We start from the raw sequence: 21,284 nt of genomic DNA, 5'->3' as shown, positions 1-21,284 counted from the left end.
AGGATCTTCTGGAACATCGTCCCGTACGTGACGCTGGCGATGGTCGTCGTCGGCAGTTGGTGGCGCTACCGCTACGACAAGTTCGGCTGGACCACCCGGTCGTCACAGTTGTACGAGTCGAGACTGCTGCGGATCGCCAGTCCCATGTTCCATTTCGGCATCCTGGTCGTGTTCGCCGGGCACGTCATAGGCCTGTTGATCCCCGAATCCTGGACCACCGCAGCCGGTCTCAGCGAACACGCCTATCACGTGCAGGCCGTCTTGCTGGGATTCCCCGCTGGGGTGGCGACGCTGACCGGCATAGTCCTGTTGATCTACCGGCGCCGATCAACCGGACCGGTGTTCATGGCCACCACTGTCAACGACAAGGTGATGTACGTGTTCCTGGTCGCCGCCATTGCGGCGGGGTTGACCGCGACGACGTTGGGTTCGGGCCTGTTCGGTGAGGCCTACAACTATCGGGAGTCCGTTTCCATCTGGTTCCGGTCCATCTGGGTGTTCCGGCCTCGCGGTGACCTGATGGAAGAGGCGCCGGTGTATTACCAGGTGCATGTCGCCATCGGGTTGGTGCTGTTCTGTCTATGGCCGTTCACTCGACTGGTGCACGTATTCAGTGCGCCCATCGGCTATCTGTTCCGGCCATACATCGTCTACCGCAGCCGCGATGTGGCGAAGCAGGGTCAACTGGTCGGCTCCGCGCCGCGCCGCCGCGGCTGGTAGCCATCACAAGGAGCCGAGGTAGAAACGGGCGCCTTGATCGTCAGTGCACTGGGCTGACATGCCGTACGGCTGACGCGACGGCGCGTCGATAACCGAACCCCCGGCCTCGAGCACCCGCGCCACGGCTCCATCGATGTCGGTCACCGTCCACATCGGGACGGCTGCGGTGCGGGCCGAGCCGCCGGCCACCCCGGACATCGGCTGGCAGCCCTGCAACGCCCACCCGTCGACGACCCGGCCGGGCTCGAACGTCCAGCCCAGCACCTGACCGTAGAACTCCTTGAAGGCGGCCGAGTCCGTCTCCTCGTACGTCAGATACGAAAGTTCGCCCGGCCCTGCGCCATTCAGCGCGGGCCGGGGAATGCCCGGCGCAGGCTGGAACACCGCGAAGTCGGTGCCCAGTGAATCGGTGGCGTCGAGCGTCGCGCCCCATTCGTGATTCTCGGGCGTACCCACCTGTCCGCCTGCGGCCACGATGGCGCGCCGGGCAGCGTCGAGGTCGGTCACCGCGTAGCAGCAGAACAGAGTGTGCGGGCCGGTGGTCTGGAAGATGCCTGTGTGCAGTTGGTTGTTGGTGACCTGGTGGGTCGACGGGTCGTACGTCCAGCCCAGCACGTGGTGGTAGAAGGCGGCGGCGCGCTGGGCATTCGGCGTCTGCACCGACACGTACCCGATGTCGCCGTGTCGGATCAGCGACCCCACGACTGAGACCGGACCGGTGAACATCCAGCGGTGGCCGAACGGGTCGATCACCACGGCGGTGCGCGATCCGTGGGCTTCGTAGGGTTCCCGCTGCACTTCTGCACCGTGCTCGCGGGCGCGGGTCAGGGCGGCGTCGGTGTTCGGCACCGTGAGCATGAGACTTACCGAAATCGATTGGGGTGCTGGTGCTTTCAGCCCGATCTCGGGGAATTCGTCAGCGAGGTAGAGCACCCCGCCCGCCAGTGCCAACTCGGCGTGCCCGATTCGGCCGTCGTCCATCACGATCGGTTCGCCGACCGTCGCTGCGCCGAGCGCGTCGACATACCAGGCAATCGCTGCCCGGGCGTCGGCGACCGCCAGGTAGGGCAGCGCCGCCGGTCGCGGTGGGGCGGTTATCGGATCAGGCTGGTTCAGTTCCGCAATGGCTGCGTCAGTTCCACTCACAACAACTCCTCTCGGCAAACCGGCCGCAGATTCCAGCCGGGCACGCAGCCGGGCCGCGAATTCGGGGTCGGGGTCGATCGGGGGTTCGTCACCGGACAACACGCGCAGTGGATCGCGGCCGTTGTACTGCGTCATGACGCACCCCCTTCCTGATACTCGGTTCGAAAAGCCCGCCGGGCCCGCACCAGCAGTGTCTCGGTGGCGTGCACGGTGCGGCCGATCAGCTCGGCGCATTCAGGCACCGACCGGTCGTCCAGATACCGCAACGCCAGCACCACCCGGTGGTGCTCGGGTAACCGCGACAGCGCAGCTTCAGCGACGATCCGGTCCAGTTCGGCGTCCCAATCATCGAAAGGCTCTGCTGGTTCAGGTGTTTCGGGTACTGGCACGGTGAATCGGTCGTGCCGGCGGCGGTAATGATCGGCCAGCTTGTGCCGCGCCACGCCGATCAGCCAGGGCACCGTGATGACCGGGGGCACGTCACGGCGGGCGGCGTCCATGGCTGCCAGGAACGTCTCCGACGTCAGGTCCTCGGCGGTGCCCCGATCGCTGCAGCGCCGGACGAAGTACCCGTAGACCGCAGGTAGCGCCTCGTCGTACAGCGCCAGCAGTGTCTGCGGAGCGTCATCGTCTGATTCGTCGCCCACACCCTTATCGTCGCGCCGGGCGGCGGTTTTCCGACGGCTGGCCGGAAAATTTTTGACTCAGCATGTGTTCAGCTCACGTAATCCGGCGCTGACCACGTCGAACGCGCGACCCAGTGCGTCGGGCAGCATGACGGTCTCGTCGGCCAGCCATTGCTCGTAGGCGGTCAGCGCCACCCCGAGCACAGTCCACGCCACGGTCTGCGGCACCAGGTCGGTCGATTTGATGTCCAGCCGTTTCGCGACGAACACCGCGATTACGCCGCGCCAGCCGGCGTACATGGTCATCGAGTAGGCCTGCAGCGCGTCGGTTTGCAGGATCACCCGCATCCGCCGGCGGTGCCGGGGCGTTTCGGATTCGTCAAAGCTGTTGAATGCCAACAGTGCTGACCGCAATGCCGCATCCAGCGGGATGTCCTGCGGGACCGTATCGAGCAGGTCCCTTAGGTGCTCCAGGTGTGCGTCGAAGTCGGCCCAGGGGATGGCGTTCTTTGTGGAGAAGTACCGGAACAGGGTGCGCCGGGAGATCCCGGCGGCATGGGCGACGTCGTCGACGCTGACATCGTCGAAGCCCCGGGTGGCGAACAGTTCGAGGGCGACATCGGTGATGTGGTCCTGGGTGGTGGAACGGCGTCGACCGGCGACCATCAGACCCGCCCTTCCATTTCGGCACTCAATGCCATATTGTTGCGACCTGGATCACAGTTGTCGAGTCCCGACAACTGCCACGGTAGCGAAAGGGGCGATCCATGGACTCGAATCAGCACGTTGAGACTGGCACTGCAAATAACACCGAACTTCTGACCGAGACGCTGGTCGAAGAGGTCTCGATCGACGGCATGTGTGGGGTCTACTGACCATGTCGGCTCCAGCCGCGGCCCGGACCGGGCCACAGGCCTTCGATCCCGACCGCGGCTGGCGGCTGCACCACCAGGTCGCGGTACGGCCCGAGCCATTTGGCGCGCTGCTGTATCACTTTGGTACCCGCAAGCTTTCGTTTCTGAAGAACCGAACCATCGTCGAGGTGGTCAACTCGCTGGCCGAGCACCCGGATGTCCGTAGTGCCTGCCGCGCCGCCGGGATCGACGACGATCAGCAAGCTCCGTATCTGCACGCTTTCGCCGTACTGGTCCAGTCCAAGATGCTGGTGCCGGCGGACCAGAACAGCCCAGAAGGATCCACAGCCCCATGACCTCCACGGCACCCGTACCCCGGCTGATCGAGCAGTTCGAGCATGGCCTCGACGCGCCAATCTGCCTGACCTGGGAACTGACCTACGCGTGCAACCTGTCCTGCGTGCACTGCCTGTCCTCGTCGGGCAAGCGCGACCCGCGCGAGCTGACCACCCAGCAGTGCAAGGACATCATCGACGAGCTTGAGCGCATGCAGGTGTTCTACGTGAACATCGGCGGTGGCGAACCGACCGTACGGTCGGATTTCTGGGAGCTGGTCGACTACGCCACCGAACACCACGTCGGAGTCAAGTTCTCCACCAATGGCGTTCGCATCGATGAAGAAGTGGCCGCCAGGCTGGCCGCCAGCGACTATGTCGACGTACAGATTTCACTCGACGGCGCCACTGCCGAGATCAATGACGCAGTGCGCGGGCCGGGTTCATTCGCCATGGCCATCCGGGCGTTGGAGAACCTTTCTGCCGCGGGCTTCAAGGACGCCAAGATCTCGGTCGTGGTGACACGGCAGAACGTCGATCAACTCGATGATTTCAAGGCCCTGGCCGACCGGTACGGCGCCACCCTGCGGATCACCCGGCTGCGCCCCTCGGGCCGCGGCGCCGACGTCTGGGACGACCTGCACCCCACCGCCGAGCAACAGGTCCAGCTCTACAACTGGCTGGTCGCCAAGGGCGAGCGGGTGCTCACCGGCGATTCGTTCTTCCACCTGTCCGGGCTCGGTGAGCCAGGCGCGTTGGCCGGGCTCAACCTTTGCGGTGCCGGCCGGGTGGTGTGCTTGATCGACCCGGTTGGTGATGTGTACGCCTGCCCGTTCGCCATCCACGAGCGGTTCCTGGCCGGGAACATCCTCAGCGACAACGGTTTTGACAACGTCTGGAAGAACTCGCAGTTGTTCCGCGAGCTGCGCGAGCCGCAGTCGGCCGGTGCCTGCGGTAGCTGCGGACACTACGACAGCTGCCGTGGCGGCTGCATGGCGGCCAAATTCTTCACCGGACTGCCCATGGACGGTCCCGACCCCGAATGCGTACAGGGCTTCGGTGAGCCCGCGCTGGCAACCGATCGCGAAAAGCCCAAGTCGCACATCGACCATTCGCGCAGCGGCGGCCGTAAAGGGCCGATTCCGCTCAAATTGCTGGCCATGCCGGTTAAAGCCCCCCAGAAATTCTGCAACGAAAGTCCTGTATAGATCATGGCTCGTGATACCTGGTTCGAAACCGTCGCCATCGCGCAGCAGCGCGCCAAGAAGCGACTGCCCAAGTCCGCCTACTCCTCGCTGATCTCGGCGAGCGAAAAGGGCTTGACCGTCTCCGACAACGTAGAGGCGTTCGGCGAGCTGGGCTTCGCCCCGCACGTCATCGGCGCGCTGGACAAGCGCGACCTGGCGACAACCGTCATGGGGCAAGAAATTTCGCTGCCGGTGGTGATCTCGCCGACGGGTGTTCAGGCTGTGCACCCGGACGGCGAGGTGGCGGTGGCGCGAGCCGCTGCCGCTCGTGGCACCGCCATGGGCCTGTCCTCCTTTGCCAGCAAGCCAATCGAAGAGGTCGTTGCGGTGAACCCCAAGACCTTCTTCCAGGTGTACTGGCTCGGTGACCGTGATGCGATCGCCGCTCGGGTCGAGCGTGCCCGCGCCGCCGGTGCGGTAGGCCTGATCGTCACCACCGACTGGAGCTTCTCGCACGGCCGGGACTGGGGCAGCCCGAAGATCCCGGAGAAGATGGATCTCAAGACCATCATCAAGATGAGCCCCGAGGTCATGACCAAGCCGCGGTGGTTCTTCCAGTGGGCCAAGACCCTGCGGCCACCGGCCCTTTCGGTGCCCAACCAGGGTGCCAAGGGTGAGGCCGGCCCGCCGTTCTTCCAGGCTTACGGCGAGTGGATGGGTACCCCGGCTCCGACCTGGGAAGACATCGCCTGGTTGCGGGAGTTGTGGGGCGGGCCGTTCATGCTCAAGGGCATCGTCCGGGTCGACGACGCCAAACGTGCTGTGGATGCAGGTGTTTCGGCCATCTCGGTGTCCAACCACGGTGGTAACAACCTGGACAGCACCCCGGCCTCGATTCGTTGTCTGCCGGCTATCGCCGACGCGGTCGGCGAACAGGTCGAGGTGTTGCTGGACGGCGGCATCCGGCGCGGCAGCGACGTGGTCAAGGCGCTGGCCCTGGGTGCCCGCGCGGTGATGATCGGCCGGGCGTACCTGTGGGGCTTGGCGGCCGAAGGCCAAACCGGTGTGGAGAACGTGCTCGACATCATGCACGGCGGCATCGATTCGGCGCTGCGCGGTCTGGGCAAGGCGTCGGTGCATGACCTCGGTCCCGATGACGTTCTGGTGCCGGAGGGTTTCACCCGGACTCTGGGCGTTCCACGTAGTTGAACCGGCGCTGACCCGATCGCGAATGTCGACGGCACTACTGAAACGCGCGTGGCTGCCGTGGCTGGCGTGGTGAGTTGGACCCTTGGAATCCGGTGATTGTTCGCTCTTTGTCCACCAATTGTTGCCGATACGTCAACAATTGGCGCACTCCAGGCTAATTCGGCTTACCATCGGCGGGTGGCCTTCCCATGCGAGCTCGGGAACTCGACGTCGAGGCACCTGCGATCCCTGCAGCCTTGCGTGATCGTCCCGCTAGGTTCTACCGAGCAGCATGGGCCGCACCTGCCACTGGACACCGACACTAGGATCGCCATCGCTGTGTCCGTTGCCGCCGCCGAGCTCCTCGATGGGTCGACGGCGTGGACGGTGGCGCCGGCCATCGCCTATGGCGCCAGTGGCGAGCATGAGGGTTTCCCGGGCACCGTCTCGATCGGACTGGCCGCTTTGGAACATTTGCTGGTGGAGTTCGGCCGTTCGGCCTGCAACTGGGCGTCCCGGGTGGTGTTCGTCAACGGACACGGGGGCAATGTGGCCGCGCTGACGGCTGCGACTTCGCTGTTGCGCTCCGAGGGGCGGGACGTGGCCTGGTACCCGTGCGCGGCTGCGGGAGCCGACGCTCATGCGGGGCATACCGAAACGTCTGTACTGCTACATATTTCACCCGGCGACGTCTGGTTGTCGGAAACCGTGCCGGGCAACACCGCGCCTCTGCGCGAGCTGCTTCCGGTGATGCGCAGCGGCGGGGTGGCGGCTGTCAGCCCGGTTGGTGTGCTGGGCGACCCCACGACGGCGACCGCCGCCGAGGGCGCCCGTATCTTTGCAGAGATGGTGCAAACCTGCGTCCGCCGAATCGGCGCCTGGGCGCCGGGTAGTGGGGGGATGCTGGCGTGAAGGCGACCAGAATATGACGGGTCCAAGGCTGCCCGATGGGTTTGTCGTCCAGGTGGATCGACGGGTCAAGGTGCTCGGCGAGGGTTCGGCGCTGCTCGGCGGGTCGCCGACCCGCTTGCTGAAGCTTGCACCCGCGGCGCAGACCATGCTCGACGGCGGCCGCTTAGAGGTGCATGACGCGCAGAGTGCGCAGCTGGCCCGCACTTTGCTGGACGCCACCGTCGCCCATCCACGCCCGGCGACGGGGCCGTCGTACCGCGACGTCACCATCGTCATCCCGGTGCGCGACAACGCAATTGGCGTGGTACGACTGCTCGGGGCGTTGCGCGGACTGCGCGTGGTGGTTGTTGACGACGGGTCGGCGGTACCGCTGATGGCCGCTGATCTGGAAGGCCACCACTGCGACGTGCGGGTACTGCACCATGACGTCAGTCGCGGACCGGCCGCAGCCCGCAACACCGGGCTGGCGGCCTGCGAGACAGACTTCGTCGCGTTCCTGGACTCGGACGTGGTGCCCCGTCGCGGGTGGCTAGAAGCGCTTCTGGGGCACTTTTGTGACCCGGCCGTGGCGTTGGTAGCCCCGCGCATCGTAGGGCTGCGTGAGCCCGAGAATCTGATCGCCCGGTACGAGGCCGTGCGCTCCTCGCTCGATCTGGGAATCCGCGAGGCACCTGTGGTGCCCTACGGCCCGGTGGCCTACGTCCCGAGCGCGGCGATCATCTGCCGGCGGTCGGTGTTGGACGAAGTCGGCGGCTTCGACGAGACGCTGCAGTGCGGCGAAGACGTGGACCTGTGCTGGCGGTTCATCGAGGCAGGTGCCAGGTTACGGTACGAGCCGATCGCGCTGGTCGCCCACGAGCACCGCACCGATCTGCGAGAGTGGTTCACCCGCAAGGCTTTCTACGGATCATCGGCCGCACCGTTGGCGCTGCGTCATCCGGGCAAGACCGCGCCGCTGGTCATCTCCGGATGGACGCTGGTGGTGTGGGTGCTGCTGGCCATGGGTTCGGGCGTCGGTTATCTGGCCTCGACTATCGTGGCGGCAATCACGGGCAAACGCATCGCAAACTCGCTGCGTTCCGTTGAAACCGAGCCCCGCGAGGTCGCGGCGGTGGCCGCGCAGGGGCTATGGGCGGCGGCGTTGCAGCTCGCCGCGGCGCTCTGTCGGCACTACTGGCCGGTGGCCATGGTGTTGGCCTGCTTGTTCCGCCGATGGCGGCATGTGGTGCTGATCGCTGCCGTGGTGGACGGTGTTGTCGACTGGGTTCGGCGGCAGCAGGCGGTCGACGAGGAAGTTCAGCGGGTTGGGCTGTTGACGTATCTGGTGCTCAAGCGGCTCGACGACATCGCCTATGGCGTCGGGTTGTGGGGTGGCGTGCTCAAGGAGCGTCACCTGGGCGCGCTCAAGCCCGAGATCCGTACTTGATCGATGTACTGATTGTCGGTGCGGGCAGTGCCGGCTGCGTTCTGGCCGAACGTGTTTCCGCGGATCCGTCCTGCCGGGTCACATTGGTCGAGGCCGGCCCGGCCTGGACTCCCGCCGATGATTGGGTGCTGCCGATCGGCCCCGACAGTCCAGTCAGCCGGCATCATCGAACGACGTTGACGCATGATCCACACCAGCCGGTCGGCATCGTCCGTGGCGCAGTGGTCGGCGGTTCGGGCGCGGTCAACGGCGGCTATTTCTGCCGGGCCGCGGCCGCAGACTTCGACGCCTGGGCGCTGCCCGGCTGGAGTTGGGACGACGTACTGCCGCACTACCGGGCCATCGAATCCGACCGTGATTTCACCGGCCCTGAACATGGTCTGAAGGGACCTATTCCGGTGCGGCGCACCGCCGATTTCGGTGCGGCGGCGCGCGCGTTCATCGACGGCGCGGCCGCGGCGTACCGGTGGATCGACGATCTCAACGGGGCGAACGGCGAGAGGCGGGGCATCGGGGCGGTGCCGCTGAATGTGGCCGACTCCCAGTTCCGGCACGGGCCCGGGGAGGCCTTCTTGGTGCCTGCGCTGGGGCGGCCCAATCTGACGCTGCTGACCGGCACCAAGGTGCTCAAGGTGTTGTTCGATCAGGACCGGGTGGCCGGAATCGCTTGCTCGGGCCCAGATGGTGAAATGACCCTGCATGCCGATCGGATTGTGTTGTGCGCCGGGGCAATCGAATCGGCGCACCTGCTGATGCTGTCCGGGATTGGTCCGGCCGGTGAGCTGCGGGCCGCCGGGCTGCCGGTGGTCGCGGACCTACCCGTGGGCACCAATACCGCGGATCATCCGGAATTGGTGGTGCCAGTCGACTGGCCCGGCACTCCGGGCCGTCCTCCCGTCGAGGTGCTGCTGACCGACGGTGGGCTGGAAATACGGCCTTACACATGCGGTTTCGCTGCGATGACCGGATCTACCGCCGATGTGGATCCGGTGCACATCGGGATTTCGCTGATGCGTCCGAAGTCTCGCGGTCGAGTTCGCTTGGTATCTGCCGATCCGCGGGTGCCACCGGTGATCGAGCACCGCTACCACGCCGACCCAGCCGACGCAACGGTTCTCGGTGCCGGTTACGACCGGGTGCGCGAACTGTTCGGGGCCACGACGATGGTCGGCGACCCGTCCTGGTCCACGGCGCAACACCTGTCGGCAACCGCGCCGATGGGGACCGACGGGCAGGAGTGGGCCGTCGTCGATCCCCGGTGCCGGGTGCTCGGAATCGACGGCCTGTGGGTGGTGGATGGGTCGATCCTGCCCGGTATCACCGGGCGGGGTCCGCATGCCACCATCGTGATGATCGGCCATCGTGCGGCCGAATTCGTCAGCGGCTGAACAGCTTTATTGTCGACGTTGATGACGATGCCAACCGGGTAATGGCGTCGGCAGCAACGACGAACGACCGCGTCCGGGGCCTCGGAGCGCGATGACCACGGCGGCGATCGCGGTGATCACCGCCAGTACCAGCAGGGTGGATTGCATTGCGTGCAGGAACGCCAACCGTGCAGTGCCGATCAGCTGATCGGCGCGCGGGCCGAGTCAGGCGGCTGCAGTTGTGGCGCCCGCCAGCGAGCCGCGGATGGCCTCGCGTGCGGTCGGCGGAAAGCCTGTCAGCGCTGGGCTGATGTTCTTGGTGTATCCGGCGGCCAGTAACGACCCGGTCAGCGCGATGCCCAGGGCCGCCCCGATTTCCCGGGTGGTGTCGCGGTCATGATCGCCGATGTCGTTGGGGCGGTGAAGATTCCGACGCCGGTGCTGCGGGCGGGAGAGGCCACGCCAGATCCCAGTACGGTGAATCCAAGTGGACCAGTCGAAGGCACGTCCGGCCGGCGGCCAGCAGGAGCAGGCCGGTGAAGACCACCAACCGCAGGCCCAGCCCGGGCAGGTACCACAACGACATCGGGGAAAGCACCAGCATGGGTACCGCCAGCGGTGACAGCGCGACGGCGGTGCCGATGGGGCTGTATCCCATCACCAGTTGCATGAATTGCATCGCCAGGTAAAAGAAGCCGAACATCACCAGGAACAGCACCGTGACTGCCCGGCGGGGCGAGGTGATTGTCGTTGGCGCCCCGGTCAGCTCGGTGACCATGTGGACTCCGTTCGATGAGTACGCTGGCTAGCGGGTCAGAAGTCGCAAAACAAGACTAACTGTCTTGTTTCCTAGGCGGAGGAGTTTGCCGCATGCCAGGCGAACGCAGCGATCCGCGGACGGTCAGATCGCGGGCGAAGCTGCTCGACGCGGCGACCTCGCTCCTGCGCGCCGGTGGGCCCAGCGCGGTGACGGTCGACGCGGTGATCCGGGCATCCAACGTTGCCCGGGCCACGCTGTACCGGCACTTTTCGAGTGGAAATGACTTGCTGGCAGCGGCATTTCACGCAGTGATCCCGCCGGCGCCGATACCGCCGAGCGAGGGAACGCTGCGGGATCGACTGCTGGAATTGGTCAATGCCCAGGCAGAGTTGATCGCCGAGGCCCCGGTGAGTCTGGCTGCCATGTCCTGGTTGGCGTTGGGCGGCAACCTCGAGCACCTGCCATGGGGCGGCGGGGGTGTCGAGAGCCAGGAGATGCGCAGCCTGCGTGAACGGGTGGCCGCGCAGTACGCCGAACCGCTCGACGCGGTACTCGGCAGTCCCGATGCCATAGCCGAACTCGGTGAGGTGGACCGGGTGCGCGCTGCGGCGTTGCTACTCGGTCCGATCGTGCTGGGCAAGATCAGCACGTTGCCCGATTTCGACTACCGCGAGATCGCCGCCGCGGCCGTCGACGGATTCCTGGCCACGCATTCGGTCAGCGCAACGAATACCGGATCGGCAGATGCTTGAGCCCGCCCACGAAGGTGGTCGCCGAAAGCTCTGGGGCACCGGCTAATTCGATCGAATCCAGCCGCGTCAGCAGTTCGGTGAACAAGCTGTTCATCTCCATTCGGGCCAGCGCGGCGCCCAGACAGAAGTGCACGCCGTAGCCGAACGCCAGGTGCTTGTTGGGGTCACGGCCGATATCGAACCGGAACGGGTCGGCGAAAACCTCCTCGTCCCGGTTGCCGGAAACGTAAGCCAGATAAACAGATTCGCCCTTGGCGATCGGCACGCCACGAATTTCGGTGTCGGCGGTCGCAGTGCGCATGAACTCCTTGACCGGGGTGCTCCAGCGGATCATCTCCTCGACCGCGGTCGGCATCAGATCCAGGTTCGCCTTCAGCCTGGCGAGTTCGCCCTGGTTTTCGATCAGTGCATACAGCCCGCCGGAGATGGCGTCTTTGGTGGTGTCGTGGCCCGCACTGGCCACGATCACGTAGTAGGACGCGGTGTCGACATCGCCGAGCGGTTCGCCGTCGACCCGGCCATTGGCGATCGCCGATGCCAGGTCTTCGGTGGGGTTGGCCCGACGCGAGGCGGTCAGCGTCGCAAAGTAGGCAAAGAAGTCCATCAGGACCGCGAGTTGGTCCTCGAGCGATCCGCTGTCGCGTTTGTACTCGTCGTCATCGCCGCCGAACATCTCCTGGGTGAGCATGTGCATGCGGCCGAAGTCTTCTTCGGGCAGCCCCAGTAGCGACATGATCACGTACAGCGGATAGTCGACCGCGATTGTGGTGACGAAGTCACATTCCGGGCCGCTCTCGGCCATCTTGTCCACGTAGCGCCTGGCCAGGGCGTCGACTCGGGCCTTGAGGTCCCGCATGGCCTTCGGCCGGAACCAGTCGGCCCCGATGGAGCGAATTTTGCGGTGGTGTGGGTCGTCCATGTGGATCAGGGTGCGAAGTCCCATGCCGGCTTCGAGTTGGGCACGGGCCAGGTCGTCGGCGGCCGCGGTGGCCAGCAGTGGGCGCGGTTCGTTGATGAACAAGTCGTTTGCCCGCTCAACCGCCATGATGTCGGCGTGCCGGGTAACCGCCCAGAATGGTCGATACGGTGGATTATCAACCCAGGCAACCGGATTGGTTGTGCGAAGGTGGGTGAGCGCGGTGTGTAGGCGTTGATCGTCAGCGTATGCGGTGGGGTCGGCCAGAACCTTGGCGGCCTCGTCCATGGTGCGTGTGCTCATCAAATCTGTGACATCCTCGCGCTCGACCTGCGGTTTTGATGGTGTACTTGGTAATATAGGTCGGCTCTGGGTCACTCGTCGTGGATTGCCGCGATCGGGTGACCGGGGCGTTGATTCAGTAGGCTCGGGCTCCATGTCGTCCTTGTCTGCGAGCCGTGCGGTGCGTCGGGTGTTCGCCCTGACCGCCGCTGTGGTGTTGCTCGCCGGGTGCGGCCGCGGTGACGGTGCCACTCCCGCCACCGCGGCGACAGCGGAGGCCGATCCGGCTCTGGTGCAGACAGCGTCGGGAACGGTGCGCGGGCTGCTCGCGCCCGATCTTCGCTTTTTCGGTGCAATCCCTTATGCCGCACCGCCGATCGGTCCGTTGCGGTGGAGGCCGCCGGCTCCTGCGGTGCCGTGGACGGGAGTCCGCGATGCTGCCGAGCCGGGTCCGCGGTGTCTGCAGAACCCTGAGGGTGACCTCGAGATGGGGCGCAACACCAGCGAGGACTGCCTGACCCTGAACGTCTGGACGCCGGAGGTGAAGCCCTCCGATGGCCGGCGGCCGGTCCTGGTCTGGATTCACGGCGGCGGGTTCATCAACGGCAGCGGTGGCATCTACAACGCGAAGCGATTGACCGCGCGCGGCGACATGGTCGTGGTGACCTTGAATTACCGGCTGGGTGCGCTGGGCTTTCTGGCCCACCCCGCACTCGGCGACGGCCCTGATGTCGGCAACTACGGCTTGGCTGACCAGCAGGCGGCGCTGCGCTGGGTGCACGACAACATCGCCGCGTTCGGTGGCGACCCCGATAAGGTCACCATCGCGGGCGAGTCCGCCGGCGGAATGTCGGTGTGTGACCATCTGGTCGCACCGGATTCGGCGGGCTTGTTCCGGGCGGCCATGATCCAGAGCGGCCCGTGCCAGGCGCAGGTTGCGCTGCCCGAGGCCCAGCGCGCCAGCACGGCCTATGCGAACGCGCTGGGATGCACCGATCCTGCCTCCGCGGCCGATTGCCTGCGCCGGATTCCGGCCGAACGGCTGCGAAAGCCGGTGTGGTACTACCATATTGGTGAGGACTCGCTCAGCGGTCCGGTCTTCGGTACGGCTTCGCTTCCGGTAGACCCGGTGACTGCATTCGATACGGGTTCGGCGGCTAAGGTGCCGGTGGTGATCGGCACCACGCGGGACGAGTTCACGCTTTTCGTTGCGCTGCAATATGTCAGGGCGGGGAAGCGGTTCACCGCCGCGTCATACCCGCATCTGTTGTCGTCGACATTCGGCGCCGACGCCGCGGCGGTGGCCGAAAACTACCCGCTGAGCAAATTCAATGGCAATGTTCCGCAAGCGTATTCGGCTGCGGTCACCGACGGTGTGTTCTCGTGTGTGGGTGACCGGATCGGTGACGCGCTGACCCACGGTGCGTCGGTCTATGGCTACGAGTTCAGCGATCCGGCCCCACCGACACCGGATCCGTTCAGCCACTTGCCATTTCCACTCGGCGCCAGCCATTCGCTGGATCTGCGATACATCTTCGACATGGGTGGGGCGCCGCCGATGTCAGACGCCCAGCTGGCGCTGTCCGACCAGATGATCGACTACTGGAGCGCGTTCGTCGCGACCGGCAGGCCGGAGGCTCCGGGCGGACCGCAGTGGCCGCAGCTGACCGGCGGTACCGATGACCAGCGCCTGTCATTTCGCCCCGACGGCACCCAGGTGACGAGCGATTTCGAGGCCGTCCACCAATGCGCATTCTGGGAAAGCCTCAAACACTGATCTTCTTTGCGCCCAAACGGACAAACGGGCGCCAAAGTACACGAAAAACCGGCCATTAAGTCGATTTCGGCGGATGACTGTGAGGTGAACATGAAGGCTGCTGACGCAGAAGCTTTTGCACGGCATTGGGTTCAGGCATGGAATGACCACGACGTCGAAGCTGTGCTCGCGCATTTCCGTGACGACGTCGTCTTCAGTTCACCTGTGGCCGCCGGCATTCTGCCCGAGTCCGGGGGAGTGGTGCGGGGCAAGCAGGCGCTGCGCCGGTATTGGGTGGACGCCTTGGCGGCCTTCCCCGATCTGCACTTCGAAGTGGTGGCGACATACGTCGGCACGCAGGCCATCGTCATCAACTACCGCAACCAGCGTGGGCGGCTGGTCAACGAGGTGCTCATCTTCGACGGCGCCCTGGTGCGCGAGGGTCACGGCACGTACCTCGACTAGGCCGACATCCTGATGGCCAGGAGCAGCACGATCCCCAGCGCGGCCAGTACCCGGCAGCACACCGCGGCGCGACCGGTGCCGAGACACCCCAGCACCAGCGCGACGGCCGCGGTCTCCAGCAGATAGGCAAGTGCGGCTCCGACTTGGTAGGTATGCGTGCCGTCCTCGAAGTCCGATGCGAAATCGGGGCCGAACAACGCCGCGCCGATAGGCCATGCGGACACGAAGCCGGTGACGACGGCTACCAGAAGCGCGACCGGGGCCAGATATGTGCGTGCGACGGACGGCTAACGCATCTTCAGACTGGCGTGACCCAGGTGGTGATGTCCGCGTGTACGACCTCGGCGCCATAGGTGTCGACCACCGAGACCGACACGATCACGTCGGTACCCGACGTCAGTTCCGAGAGGTCCGGCACCTCCAACCGGGCGTGGGCTCGCAATGAAGTCGTGGCCTTCGCCAGGTACTGGACGTTCATGGCCTTCGGAATCCACCGGTGGCTGGTCGGGACGGTGGCCTCCATCGCCATGCCCATGGCCATTTCCGCGGCGTTGCACGATGCGATGGCGTGCACGGTATGCAGGTGGTTGTAGACGAAGAACCATTTGGGCACGGCCACCTCGGCATAGCCGGGTTCCATGGTCACCACGCGTGGCAGGACCGACGCGAAATAGGGGACGCGCACCATGGCGGCGGCCGAGAACACCAGGCTGCCGCCGGGGCGGCCAGACAGCTGCTTCCAGGCGCGGTAGGTGGTGCTCGAAGCGGTCATAACGCTATCTTACTTGGCGGTAAGTTAGGTGCCCACGCCGAAATCGACGAGGGGGCTGCCTTCACTCGTAAAAACCGGCCGGTTTGTTGGGTCGGACGGGGTTGAGACCGGATTTGGACCAGGCCCGAATCTGGGGCATACTATTCGGGTTGCCTTGCGCCGGGTTCGCTCGCTGCAGGCATACGACCGACGCCCACCACGGGCGTATCCGGTGCCAACATCGCTCGAGACGGAATTTTCGTCGCGGACGACTGTGCGCAGAGGCGACACACCCGAGCGCGGGTACCGGTGAACCACAGAAACGTAAAGAGCGGCGGCATAGCCAGCGTGCGCCATCGGGTGTCCCGGGGCGTACGCACGAAGACCAGGCCCAAGACATTGGGTCCGTGAGTAGTGAGGTAGGAGAAGCGTGGCGGGACAGAAGATCCGCATCAGGCTCAAGGCCTACGACCACGAGGCCATTGACGCCTCGGCGCGCAAGATCGTTGAGACGGTCACCCGTACGGGGGCAAGCGTGGTCGGCCCGGTGCCGCTGCCGACCGAGAAGAACGTGTACTGCGTTATCCGGTCCCCCCATAAGTACAAGGACTCGCGGGAGCATTTCGAAATGCGTACCCACAAGCGCCTTATCGACATCCTCGACCCCACGCCGAAGACCGTTGACGCCTTGATGCGCATCGATCTGCCGGCGAGCGTCGACGTCAACATCCAGTAGGAGACCCAGAAAAATGGCACGCAAAGGCATTTTGGGCACCAAGCTGGGCATGACGCAGGTGTTCGATGAGAACAACAAAGTCGTCCCGGTGACGGTCGTCAAGGCCGGCCCCAATGTGGTGACCCGCATCCGTACCCCCGAGCGCGACGGCTACAGCGCCGTCCAGCTCGCCTATGGCGAGATCAGCCCCCGCAAGGTGAACAAGCCGGTCACCGGTCAGTTCACCGCTGCGGGCGTCAACCCGCGCCGGCACCTGGCCGAGCTGCGTCTCGATGACGAGGCCGCGGCCGCCGAGTACGAGGTCGGCCAGGAGCTGACCGCCGAGATCTTCGCCGACGGTGGATACGTCGACGTGACCGGCACCAGCAAGGGCAAGGGCTTCGCCGGCACCATGAAGCGTCACGGCTTCAGTGGTCAGGGCGCTGCGCACGGCGCTCAGGCTGTGCACCGTCGCCCCGGTTCGATCGGTGGCTGCGCCACCCCGGGCCGTGTTTTCAAGGGCACGCGCATGTCCGGCCGTATGGGTAGCGATCGCGTCACCAGCCAGAACCTGAAGGTTCACAAGGTTGACGCCGAGAACGGTGTGCTGCTCATCAAGGGCGCCATCCCCGGCCGCAACGGTGGACTGGTCGTCGTTCGCACCGCGATCAAACGAGGTGAGAAGTAATGACTTTCAAGATTGACGTCAAGACCCCGGACGGCAAGAAGGACGGCTCTGTCGAGCTGCCCGCCGCGCTGTTCGACGTCGAGCCCAATATCGCGCTGATGCACCAGGTGGTGACGGCCCAGCTGGCCGCCGCTCGCCAGGGCACGCACGCCACCAAGACCCGGGCCATGGTGTCCGGTGGTGGCAAGAAGCCGTACCGCCAGAAGGGCACCGGCCGCGCCCGTCAGGGTTCGACCCGCGCCCCGCAGTTCACCGGTGGTGGCGTCGTGCACGGCCCGCAGCCGCGTGACTACAGCCAGCGGACCCCGAAGAAGATGATCGCTGCTGCCCTGCGCAGCGCGCTGTCGGACCGGGCCCGCAACGAGCGCATCCACGCGATCACCGAGCTGGTGGCCGGTCAGAACCCGTCGACCAAGAGCGCCAAGTCGTTCCTGTCGTCGCTGACCGACAACAAGAAGGTGCTCGTGGTGATCGGCCGCGCAGACGAGGTCGGCGCAAAGAGCGTGCGCAACCTGCCGGGTGTGCACGTGATCTCGCCGGATCAGCTGAACACCTACGACGTCCTGAACGCCGATGACCTGGTGTTCTCGGTGGAGGCCCTCAACGCCTACATCACCGCCAACACGAAAGAGGAGGTGTCGGCCTGATGGCTACCGTGACTGATCCTCGCGACATCATCCTGGCCCCGGTCATCTCGGAGAAGTCCTATGGGCTGATCGAGGACAACACGTACACGTTCGTCGTGCGTCCGGACTCGAACAAGACCCAGATCAAGATCGCCATCGAAAAGATCTTCGACGTGAAGGTCGACTCGGTGAACACCGCCAACCGCAAGGGCAAGCGCAAGCGCACCCGCACCGGTTACGGCCAGCGCAAGAGCACCAAGCGCGCGATCGTGACTTTGGCCGCCGGCAGCAAGCCGATCGAACTGTTCGGAGCCCCGGCGTAATCGCCGGGAACTAAGAGGATTTAACTGATATGGGAATTCGCAAGTACAAGCCGACGACCCCGGGTCGTCGCGGTTCGAGCGTCTCCGATTTCGCCGAGATCACTCGTTCGACTCCGGAGAAGTCGCTGGTCCGTCCGCTGCACGGCACTGGTGGCCGTAATGCCCACGGCCGCATCACCACCCGCCACAAGGGTGGCGGCCACAAGCGTGCCTACCGCGTCATCGACTTCCGTCGCCATGACAAGGACGGCGTCAACGCCAAGGTCGCGCACATTGAGTACGACCCCAACCGCACCGCGAACATCGCACTGCTGCACTTCGTGGACGGCGAGAAGCGCTACATCCTCGCCCCCAAGGACCTCAAGCAGGGCGACGTGATCGAGTCGGGCGCCAACGCCGACATCAAGCCGGGCAACAACCTGCCGATGCGCAACATCCCGGCCGGTACCGTCATCCACGCGGTTGAGCTGCGTCCGGGCGGCGGTGCCAAGCTGGCCCGCTCGGCCGGTGTCAGCATCCAGCTGCTCGGTAAGGAAGGCGCCTACGCCACGCTGCGTATGCCCTCCGGCGAAATCCGTCGCGTCGACGTGCGCTGCCGCGCCACCGTCGGCGAGGTCGGCAACGCCGAGCAGGCCAACATCAACTGGGGTAAAGCTGGCCGTATGCGGTGGAAGGGCAAGCGCCCGACCGTCCGTGGTGTCGTCATGAACCCGGTCGACCACCCGCACGGTGGTGGTGAGGGTAAGACCTCCGGTGGTCGCCACCCGGTCAGCCCGTGGGGCAAGCCCGAGGGTCGTACCCGCAAGCCCAACAAGCCGAGCGACAAGCTCATCGTCCGCCGCCGGCGCACCGGCAAGAAGCGCTAGGCCGGAAAGGAATAGACGATGCCTCGTAGCCTCAAAAAGGGTCCGTTCGTCGACGACCATCTGTTGAAGAAGGTCGACGCGCAGAACGAGAAGAACACCAAGCAGGTCATCAAGACCTGGTCCCGTCGGTCCACCATCATCCCCGACTTCATCGGTCACACCTTCGCCGTCCACGACGGTCGCAAGCACGTGCCGGTGTTCGTCAGTGAGGCGATGGTCGGGCACAAGCTCGGCGAGTTCGCCCCGACGCGGACCTTCAAGGGTCACATCAAGGACGACCGGAAGAGCAAGCGCCGCTAATGACAACCGTTACTGAATACCCGTCCGCGAGCGCCAAAGCGCGCTTCGTGCGTGTGTCGGCCAGCAAGGCCCGCCGGGTCATCGACCTGGTCCGTGGCAAGAGCGTCGAAGAGGCGCTCGACATCCTGCGGTGGGCACCGCAGGCTGCCAGCGAGCCGGTAGCCAAGGTGATCGCCAGCGCTGCCGCCAACGCGCAGAACAACGAGGGCCTGGACCCGACGACCCTGGTGGTCGCCACGGTCTTCGCCGACGAAGGCCCGACCGCCAAGCGCATCCGGCCGCGCGCCCAGGGGCGTGCGTACCGAATCCGCAAGCGCACCAGCCACATCACCGTGATCGTGGAAAGCCGGCCGGCTAAGGACAAGGGCGCCAAGGCATCTGCCTCGGCAGGTGCGGCTCGTGCCCGCCGTGCCCAGGGCAGCAAGGCCGCCGCCCAGAAGACGGCCAAGGCCGAGACGAAGGGAGGCTCGGAGTAGTGGGCCAGAAGATTAACCCGCACGGCTTCCGCCTCGGTATCACCACCGAATGGAAGTCCCGTTGGTACGCCGACAAGCAGTACGCGGACTACGTCAAGGAAGACGTCGCCATCCGTCGCCTGCTGGCCACCGGCCTCGAGCGCGCCGGCATTGCCGATGTGCAGATCGAACGCACCCGCGACCGGGTCCGCGTGGACATCCACACGGCTCGTCCGGGCATCGTGATCGGTCGCCGCGGCACCGAGGCCGACCGCATTCGCGCCGACCTGGAGAAGCTGACCGGCAAGCAGGTCCAGCTGAACATCCTCGAGGTCAAGAACCCCGAGGCGGTCGCGCAGTTGGTGGCCCAGGGTGTGGCCGAGCAGCTGAGCAACCGTGTCGCGTTCCGTCGCGCCATGCGCAAGGCGATCCAGTCCGCTATGCGTCAGCCCAACGTCAAGGGCATCCGGGTGCAGTGCTCGGGCCGCCTCGGCGGTGCTGAGATGAGCCGCTCGGAGTTCTACCGCGAAGGTCGAGTGCCGCTGCACACGCTGCGCGCCGACATCGACTACGGCCTGTACGAGGCCAAGACCACATTCGGCCGTATCGGCGTGAAGGTGTGGATCTACAAGGGCGACATCGTCGGTGGTAAGCGTGAGCTCACCGCCGCCGCACCGGCCGGTTCCGACCGTCCGCGTCGGGATCGTCCGTCGGGTACCCGCCCGCGCCGCAGCGGCTCGTCGGGCACCACGGCGACGAGCACCGAGGCCGGTCGTGCCGTGGATGCCGCTGTTGAGACCGCTCCCGCCGCCGAAGCTGCCACGGAAGCAACGGAGAGCTAAGCATGCTGATTCCCCGCAAGGTCAAGCACCGCAAGCAGCACCACCCAGAGCAGCGCGGTATCGCCAGTGGCGGCACCTCGGTCAGCTTCGGTGACTACGGCATCCAGGCACTGGGCCATGCCTACATCACCAACCGGCAGATCGAGTCCGCTCGTATCGCCATCAACCGGCACATCAAGCGTGGCGGCAAGGTGTGGATCAACATCTTCCCGGACCGCCCGCTGACCAAGAAGCCTGCCGAAACCCGCATGGGTTCGGGTAAGGGTTCGCCGGAGTGGTGGGTTGCCAACGTCAAGCCGGGCCGCGTGCTCTTCGAGCTCAGCTACCCCGACGAGAAGATCGCCCGCGAGGCGCTCACCCGTGCCATCCACAAGCTGCCGATCAAGGCACGCATCGTGACCCGAGAGGAGCAGTTCTGATGGCAGTTGGAACTTCGCCCGGCGAGCTGCGTGAGCTGACCGAGGAAGAGCTGACCACCCGTCTGCGCGAGTCGAAGGAAGAGCTGTTCAACCTTCGCTTCCAGATGGCCACCGGTCAGCTGGCAAACAATCGCCGGCTGCGTACCGTGCGTCAGGAGATCGCGCGGGTGTACACCATCCTGCGTGAACGTGAGTTGGGCCTGGCGTCCGGGCCGGTTGGTAAGGATTGATCATGGCAGAAACTAAGGGACCCAAGCACACCCCGCGCACCGAGAAGCCGCGTGGCAGCCGCAAGACCGTCATCGGTTACGTGGTGTCGGACAAGATGCAGAAGACCATCGTGGTCGAGCTGGAAGATCGCAAGATGCACCCGCTGTACGGGAAGATCATCCGGACCACCAAGAAGGTCAAGGCACACGACGAGAACGAGTCGGCCGGTATCGGCGACCGCGTCTCGCTGATGGAGACCCGTCCGACCTCAGCCACCAAGCGGTGGCGTCTGATTGAGGTGTTGGAGAAGGCCAAGTAAGCCTTCGCGCATCGTCGAAACACCCGGAACATCTTGTTCCGGGTGTTTCTGCATTTACCACGCGATTACTCAACCTGT

At 65.4% G+C, this 21,284-nt stretch carries 29 protein-coding genes and 1 pseudogene; 23 read left to right on the top strand and 7 right to left on the bottom strand.

Annotated features, from left to right (window positions below):
* Window positions 1–3: 3 nt before the first annotated feature.
* A pseudogene (narI, locus tag M2432_RS12150) lies at window positions 4–720 on the top strand (respiratory nitrate reductase subunit gamma); the annotation flags it as partial.
* Window positions 721–723: 3 nt separating this feature from the next.
* Here narI and M2432_RS12145 read toward each other — a convergent pair.
* The 3 genes from M2432_RS12145 to mftR are packed head-to-tail and all read right to left on the bottom strand — an operon-like array spanning window position 724 to window position 3,158.
* On the bottom strand, window positions 724–2,001 hold the full coding sequence (locus M2432_RS12145) for a VOC family protein (protein WP_280827056.1): 1,278 nt from the start codon (window positions 1,999–2,001) through the stop codon (window positions 724–726).
* The gene (locus M2432_RS12140; protein WP_280827055.1) at window positions 1,998–2,513 is read right to left on the bottom strand and encodes a sigma-70 family RNA polymerase sigma factor; all 516 of its coding nucleotides are present in this window, start codon (window positions 2,511–2,513) and stop codon (window positions 1,998–2,000) included. The genes M2432_RS12145 and M2432_RS12140 overlap by 4 nt, the downstream gene beginning before the upstream one ends.
* Before the next feature lie 57 nt (window positions 2,514–2,570).
* Window positions 2,571–3,158, bottom strand: coding sequence for a mycofactocin system transcriptional regulator (mftR, locus tag M2432_RS12135; RefSeq protein ID WP_280827054.1), 588 nt, complete (start codon window positions 3,156–3,158; stop codon window positions 2,571–2,573).
* A 101-nt stretch (window positions 3,159–3,259) separates the two neighbouring features.
* On the opposite strand from mftR, the gene mftA reads away from it, so the two are divergent.
* From mftA to M2432_RS12095, 8 genes are all read left to right on the top strand, one after another.
* Complete coding sequence (gene mftA / locus M2432_RS12130; RefSeq protein ID WP_280827053.1) at window positions 3,260–3,367, top strand: mycofactocin precursor MftA; 108 nt, start codon at window positions 3,260–3,262, stop codon at window positions 3,365–3,367.
* A 2-nt stretch (window positions 3,368–3,369) separates the two neighbouring features.
* Window positions 3,370–3,702, top strand: coding sequence for a mycofactocin biosynthesis chaperone MftB (gene mftB, locus M2432_RS12125; RefSeq protein ID WP_280827052.1), 333 nt, complete (start codon window positions 3,370–3,372; stop codon window positions 3,700–3,702).
* A complete protein-coding gene (gene mftC / locus M2432_RS12120; protein WP_280827051.1) occupies window positions 3,699–4,889 on the top strand; it encodes a mycofactocin radical SAM maturase in 1,191 nt (396 codons plus the stop codon). The genes mftB and mftC overlap by 4 nt, the downstream gene beginning before the upstream one ends.
* Window positions 4,890–4,892: 3 nt before the next feature.
* On the top strand, window positions 4,893–6,077 hold the full coding sequence (gene mftD, locus M2432_RS12115) for a pre-mycofactocin synthase MftD (RefSeq protein WP_280827050.1): 1,185 nt from the start codon (window positions 4,893–4,895) through the stop codon (window positions 6,075–6,077).
* A gap of 138 nt (window positions 6,078–6,215) precedes the next feature.
* Window positions 6,216–6,968, top strand: a complete 753-nt coding sequence (gene mftE / locus M2432_RS12110) for a mycofactocin biosynthesis peptidyl-dipeptidase MftE (RefSeq protein ID WP_280827142.1) — start codon at window positions 6,216–6,218, stop codon at window positions 6,966–6,968.
* Window positions 6,969–6,981: 13 nt separating this feature from the next.
* The gene (gene mftF / locus M2432_RS12105) at window positions 6,982–8,394 is read left to right on the top strand and encodes a mycofactocin biosynthesis glycosyltransferase MftF (protein ID WP_280827049.1); all 1,413 of its coding nucleotides are present in this window, start codon (window positions 6,982–6,984) and stop codon (window positions 8,392–8,394) included.
* The gene (mftG, locus tag M2432_RS12100) at window positions 8,394–9,782 is read left to right on the top strand and encodes a mycofactocin system GMC family oxidoreductase MftG (protein WP_280827141.1); all 1,389 of its coding nucleotides are present in this window, start codon (window positions 8,394–8,396) and stop codon (window positions 9,780–9,782) included. Before mftF ends, mftG begins: the two co-directional genes overlap by 1 nt.
* Before the next feature lie 244 nt (window positions 9,783–10,026).
* Window positions 10,027–10,161, top strand: coding sequence for a hypothetical protein (locus tag M2432_RS12095; RefSeq protein ID WP_280827048.1), 135 nt, complete (start codon window positions 10,027–10,029; stop codon window positions 10,159–10,161).
* On the opposite strand, the gene M2432_RS12090 is transcribed toward M2432_RS12095, so the two are convergent.
* A complete protein-coding gene (locus M2432_RS12090) occupies window positions 10,156–10,539 on the bottom strand; it encodes a hypothetical protein (protein ID WP_280827047.1) in 384 nt (127 codons plus the stop codon). The genes M2432_RS12095 and M2432_RS12090 overlap by 6 nt on opposite strands.
* A 92-nt stretch (window positions 10,540–10,631) precedes the next feature.
* On the opposite strand from M2432_RS12090, the gene M2432_RS12085 reads away from it, so the two are divergent.
* On the top strand, window positions 10,632–11,273 hold the full coding sequence (locus M2432_RS12085) for a TetR/AcrR family transcriptional regulator (RefSeq protein WP_280827046.1): 642 nt from the start codon (window positions 10,632–10,634) through the stop codon (window positions 11,271–11,273).
* On the opposite strand, the gene M2432_RS12080 is transcribed toward M2432_RS12085, so the two are convergent.
* On the bottom strand, window positions 11,239–12,492 hold the full coding sequence (locus M2432_RS12080) for a cytochrome P450 (protein ID WP_280827045.1): 1,254 nt from the start codon (window positions 12,490–12,492) through the stop codon (window positions 11,239–11,241). The genes M2432_RS12085 and M2432_RS12080 overlap by 35 nt on opposite strands.
* A gap of 133 nt (window positions 12,493–12,625) precedes the next feature.
* On the opposite strand from M2432_RS12080, the gene M2432_RS12075 reads away from it, so the two are divergent.
* Window positions 12,626–14,248 (top strand): carboxylesterase family protein, encoded by a 1,623-nt coding sequence (locus tag M2432_RS12075; protein WP_280827044.1) that lies wholly within the window; start codon window positions 12,626–12,628, stop codon window positions 14,246–14,248.
* Window positions 14,249–14,338: 90 nt separating this feature from the next.
* The gene (locus M2432_RS12070) at window positions 14,339–14,692 is read left to right on the top strand and encodes a nuclear transport factor 2 family protein (RefSeq protein WP_280827043.1); all 354 of its coding nucleotides are present in this window, start codon (window positions 14,339–14,341) and stop codon (window positions 14,690–14,692) included.
* Here M2432_RS12070 and M2432_RS12065 read toward each other — a convergent pair.
* Together M2432_RS12065 and M2432_RS12060 are read right to left on the bottom strand one after the other, a co-directional pair.
* Window positions 14,689–14,916, bottom strand: coding sequence for a hypothetical protein (locus M2432_RS12065; protein WP_280827042.1), 228 nt, complete (start codon window positions 14,914–14,916; stop codon window positions 14,689–14,691). The genes M2432_RS12070 and M2432_RS12065 overlap by 4 nt on opposite strands.
* A 74-nt stretch (window positions 14,917–14,990) precedes the next feature.
* The gene (locus tag M2432_RS12060; RefSeq protein WP_280827041.1) at window positions 14,991–15,464 is read right to left on the bottom strand and encodes a hotdog fold domain-containing protein; all 474 of its coding nucleotides are present in this window, start codon (window positions 15,462–15,464) and stop codon (window positions 14,991–14,993) included.
* 409 nt (window positions 15,465–15,873) lie between these two features.
* On the opposite strand from M2432_RS12060, the gene rpsJ reads away from it, so the two are divergent.
* From rpsJ to rpsQ, 11 genes are read left to right on the top strand one after another with little or no spacing between them, the layout of a single operon-like run.
* Window positions 15,874–16,179, top strand: coding sequence for a 30S ribosomal protein S10 (rpsJ, locus tag M2432_RS12055; RefSeq protein WP_003883485.1), 306 nt, complete (start codon window positions 15,874–15,876; stop codon window positions 16,177–16,179).
* A 13-nt stretch (window positions 16,180–16,192) separates the two neighbouring features.
* Window positions 16,193–16,846 carry a 50S ribosomal protein L3 gene (rplC, locus tag M2432_RS12050; protein WP_280827040.1) on the top strand — a complete coding sequence of 218 codons (654 nt, stop codon included), beginning with the start codon at window positions 16,193–16,195 and terminating at the stop codon, window positions 16,844–16,846.
* On the top strand, window positions 16,846–17,493 hold the full coding sequence (rplD, locus tag M2432_RS12045; RefSeq protein ID WP_280827039.1) for a 50S ribosomal protein L4: 648 nt from the start codon (window positions 16,846–16,848) through the stop codon (window positions 17,491–17,493). Before rplC ends, rplD begins: the two co-directional genes overlap by 1 nt.
* Window positions 17,493–17,795, top strand: a complete 303-nt coding sequence (gene rplW, locus M2432_RS12040; protein ID WP_280827038.1) for a 50S ribosomal protein L23 — start codon at window positions 17,493–17,495, stop codon at window positions 17,793–17,795. Before rplD ends, rplW begins: the two co-directional genes overlap by 1 nt.
* 29 nt (window positions 17,796–17,824) lie before the next feature.
* Complete coding sequence (gene rplB / locus M2432_RS12035; RefSeq protein WP_280827037.1) at window positions 17,825–18,661, top strand: 50S ribosomal protein L2; 837 nt, start codon at window positions 17,825–17,827, stop codon at window positions 18,659–18,661.
* Window positions 18,662–18,679: 18 nt separating this feature from the next.
* Window positions 18,680–18,961 (top strand): 30S ribosomal protein S19, encoded by a 282-nt coding sequence (gene rpsS / locus M2432_RS12030; protein WP_020101403.1) that lies wholly within the window; start codon window positions 18,680–18,682, stop codon window positions 18,959–18,961.
* Window positions 18,961–19,437 carry a 50S ribosomal protein L22 gene (gene rplV / locus M2432_RS12025; RefSeq protein ID WP_280827036.1) on the top strand — a complete coding sequence of 159 codons (477 nt, stop codon included), beginning with the start codon at window positions 18,961–18,963 and terminating at the stop codon, window positions 19,435–19,437. The genes rpsS and rplV overlap by 1 nt, the downstream gene beginning before the upstream one ends.
* The gene (rpsC, locus tag M2432_RS12020; RefSeq protein ID WP_280827035.1) at window positions 19,437–20,258 is read left to right on the top strand and encodes a 30S ribosomal protein S3; all 822 of its coding nucleotides are present in this window, start codon (window positions 19,437–19,439) and stop codon (window positions 20,256–20,258) included. The genes rplV and rpsC overlap by 1 nt, the downstream gene beginning before the upstream one ends.
* A 2-nt stretch (window positions 20,259–20,260) precedes the next feature.
* Entirely contained in the window at window positions 20,261–20,677 is a 417-nt protein-coding gene (gene rplP / locus M2432_RS12015) for a 50S ribosomal protein L16 (RefSeq protein WP_020101406.1), read from the top strand.
* Complete coding sequence (gene rpmC / locus M2432_RS12010; RefSeq protein WP_280827034.1) at window positions 20,677–20,907, top strand: 50S ribosomal protein L29; 231 nt, start codon at window positions 20,677–20,679, stop codon at window positions 20,905–20,907. The genes rplP and rpmC overlap by 1 nt, the downstream gene beginning before the upstream one ends.
* A 2-nt stretch (window positions 20,908–20,909) precedes the next feature.
* Complete coding sequence (rpsQ, locus tag M2432_RS12005) at window positions 20,910–21,206, top strand: 30S ribosomal protein S17 (protein WP_280827033.1); 297 nt, start codon at window positions 20,910–20,912, stop codon at window positions 21,204–21,206.
* Window positions 21,207–21,284 lie beyond the last annotated feature (78 nt).

The organism is Mycobacterium sp. OTB74, from assembly GCF_029892685.1.
Classification (GTDB): domain Bacteria; phylum Actinomycetota; class Actinomycetes; order Mycobacteriales; family Mycobacteriaceae; genus Mycobacterium.
This window is presented reverse-complemented; position numbering and strand designations above follow the sequence as displayed.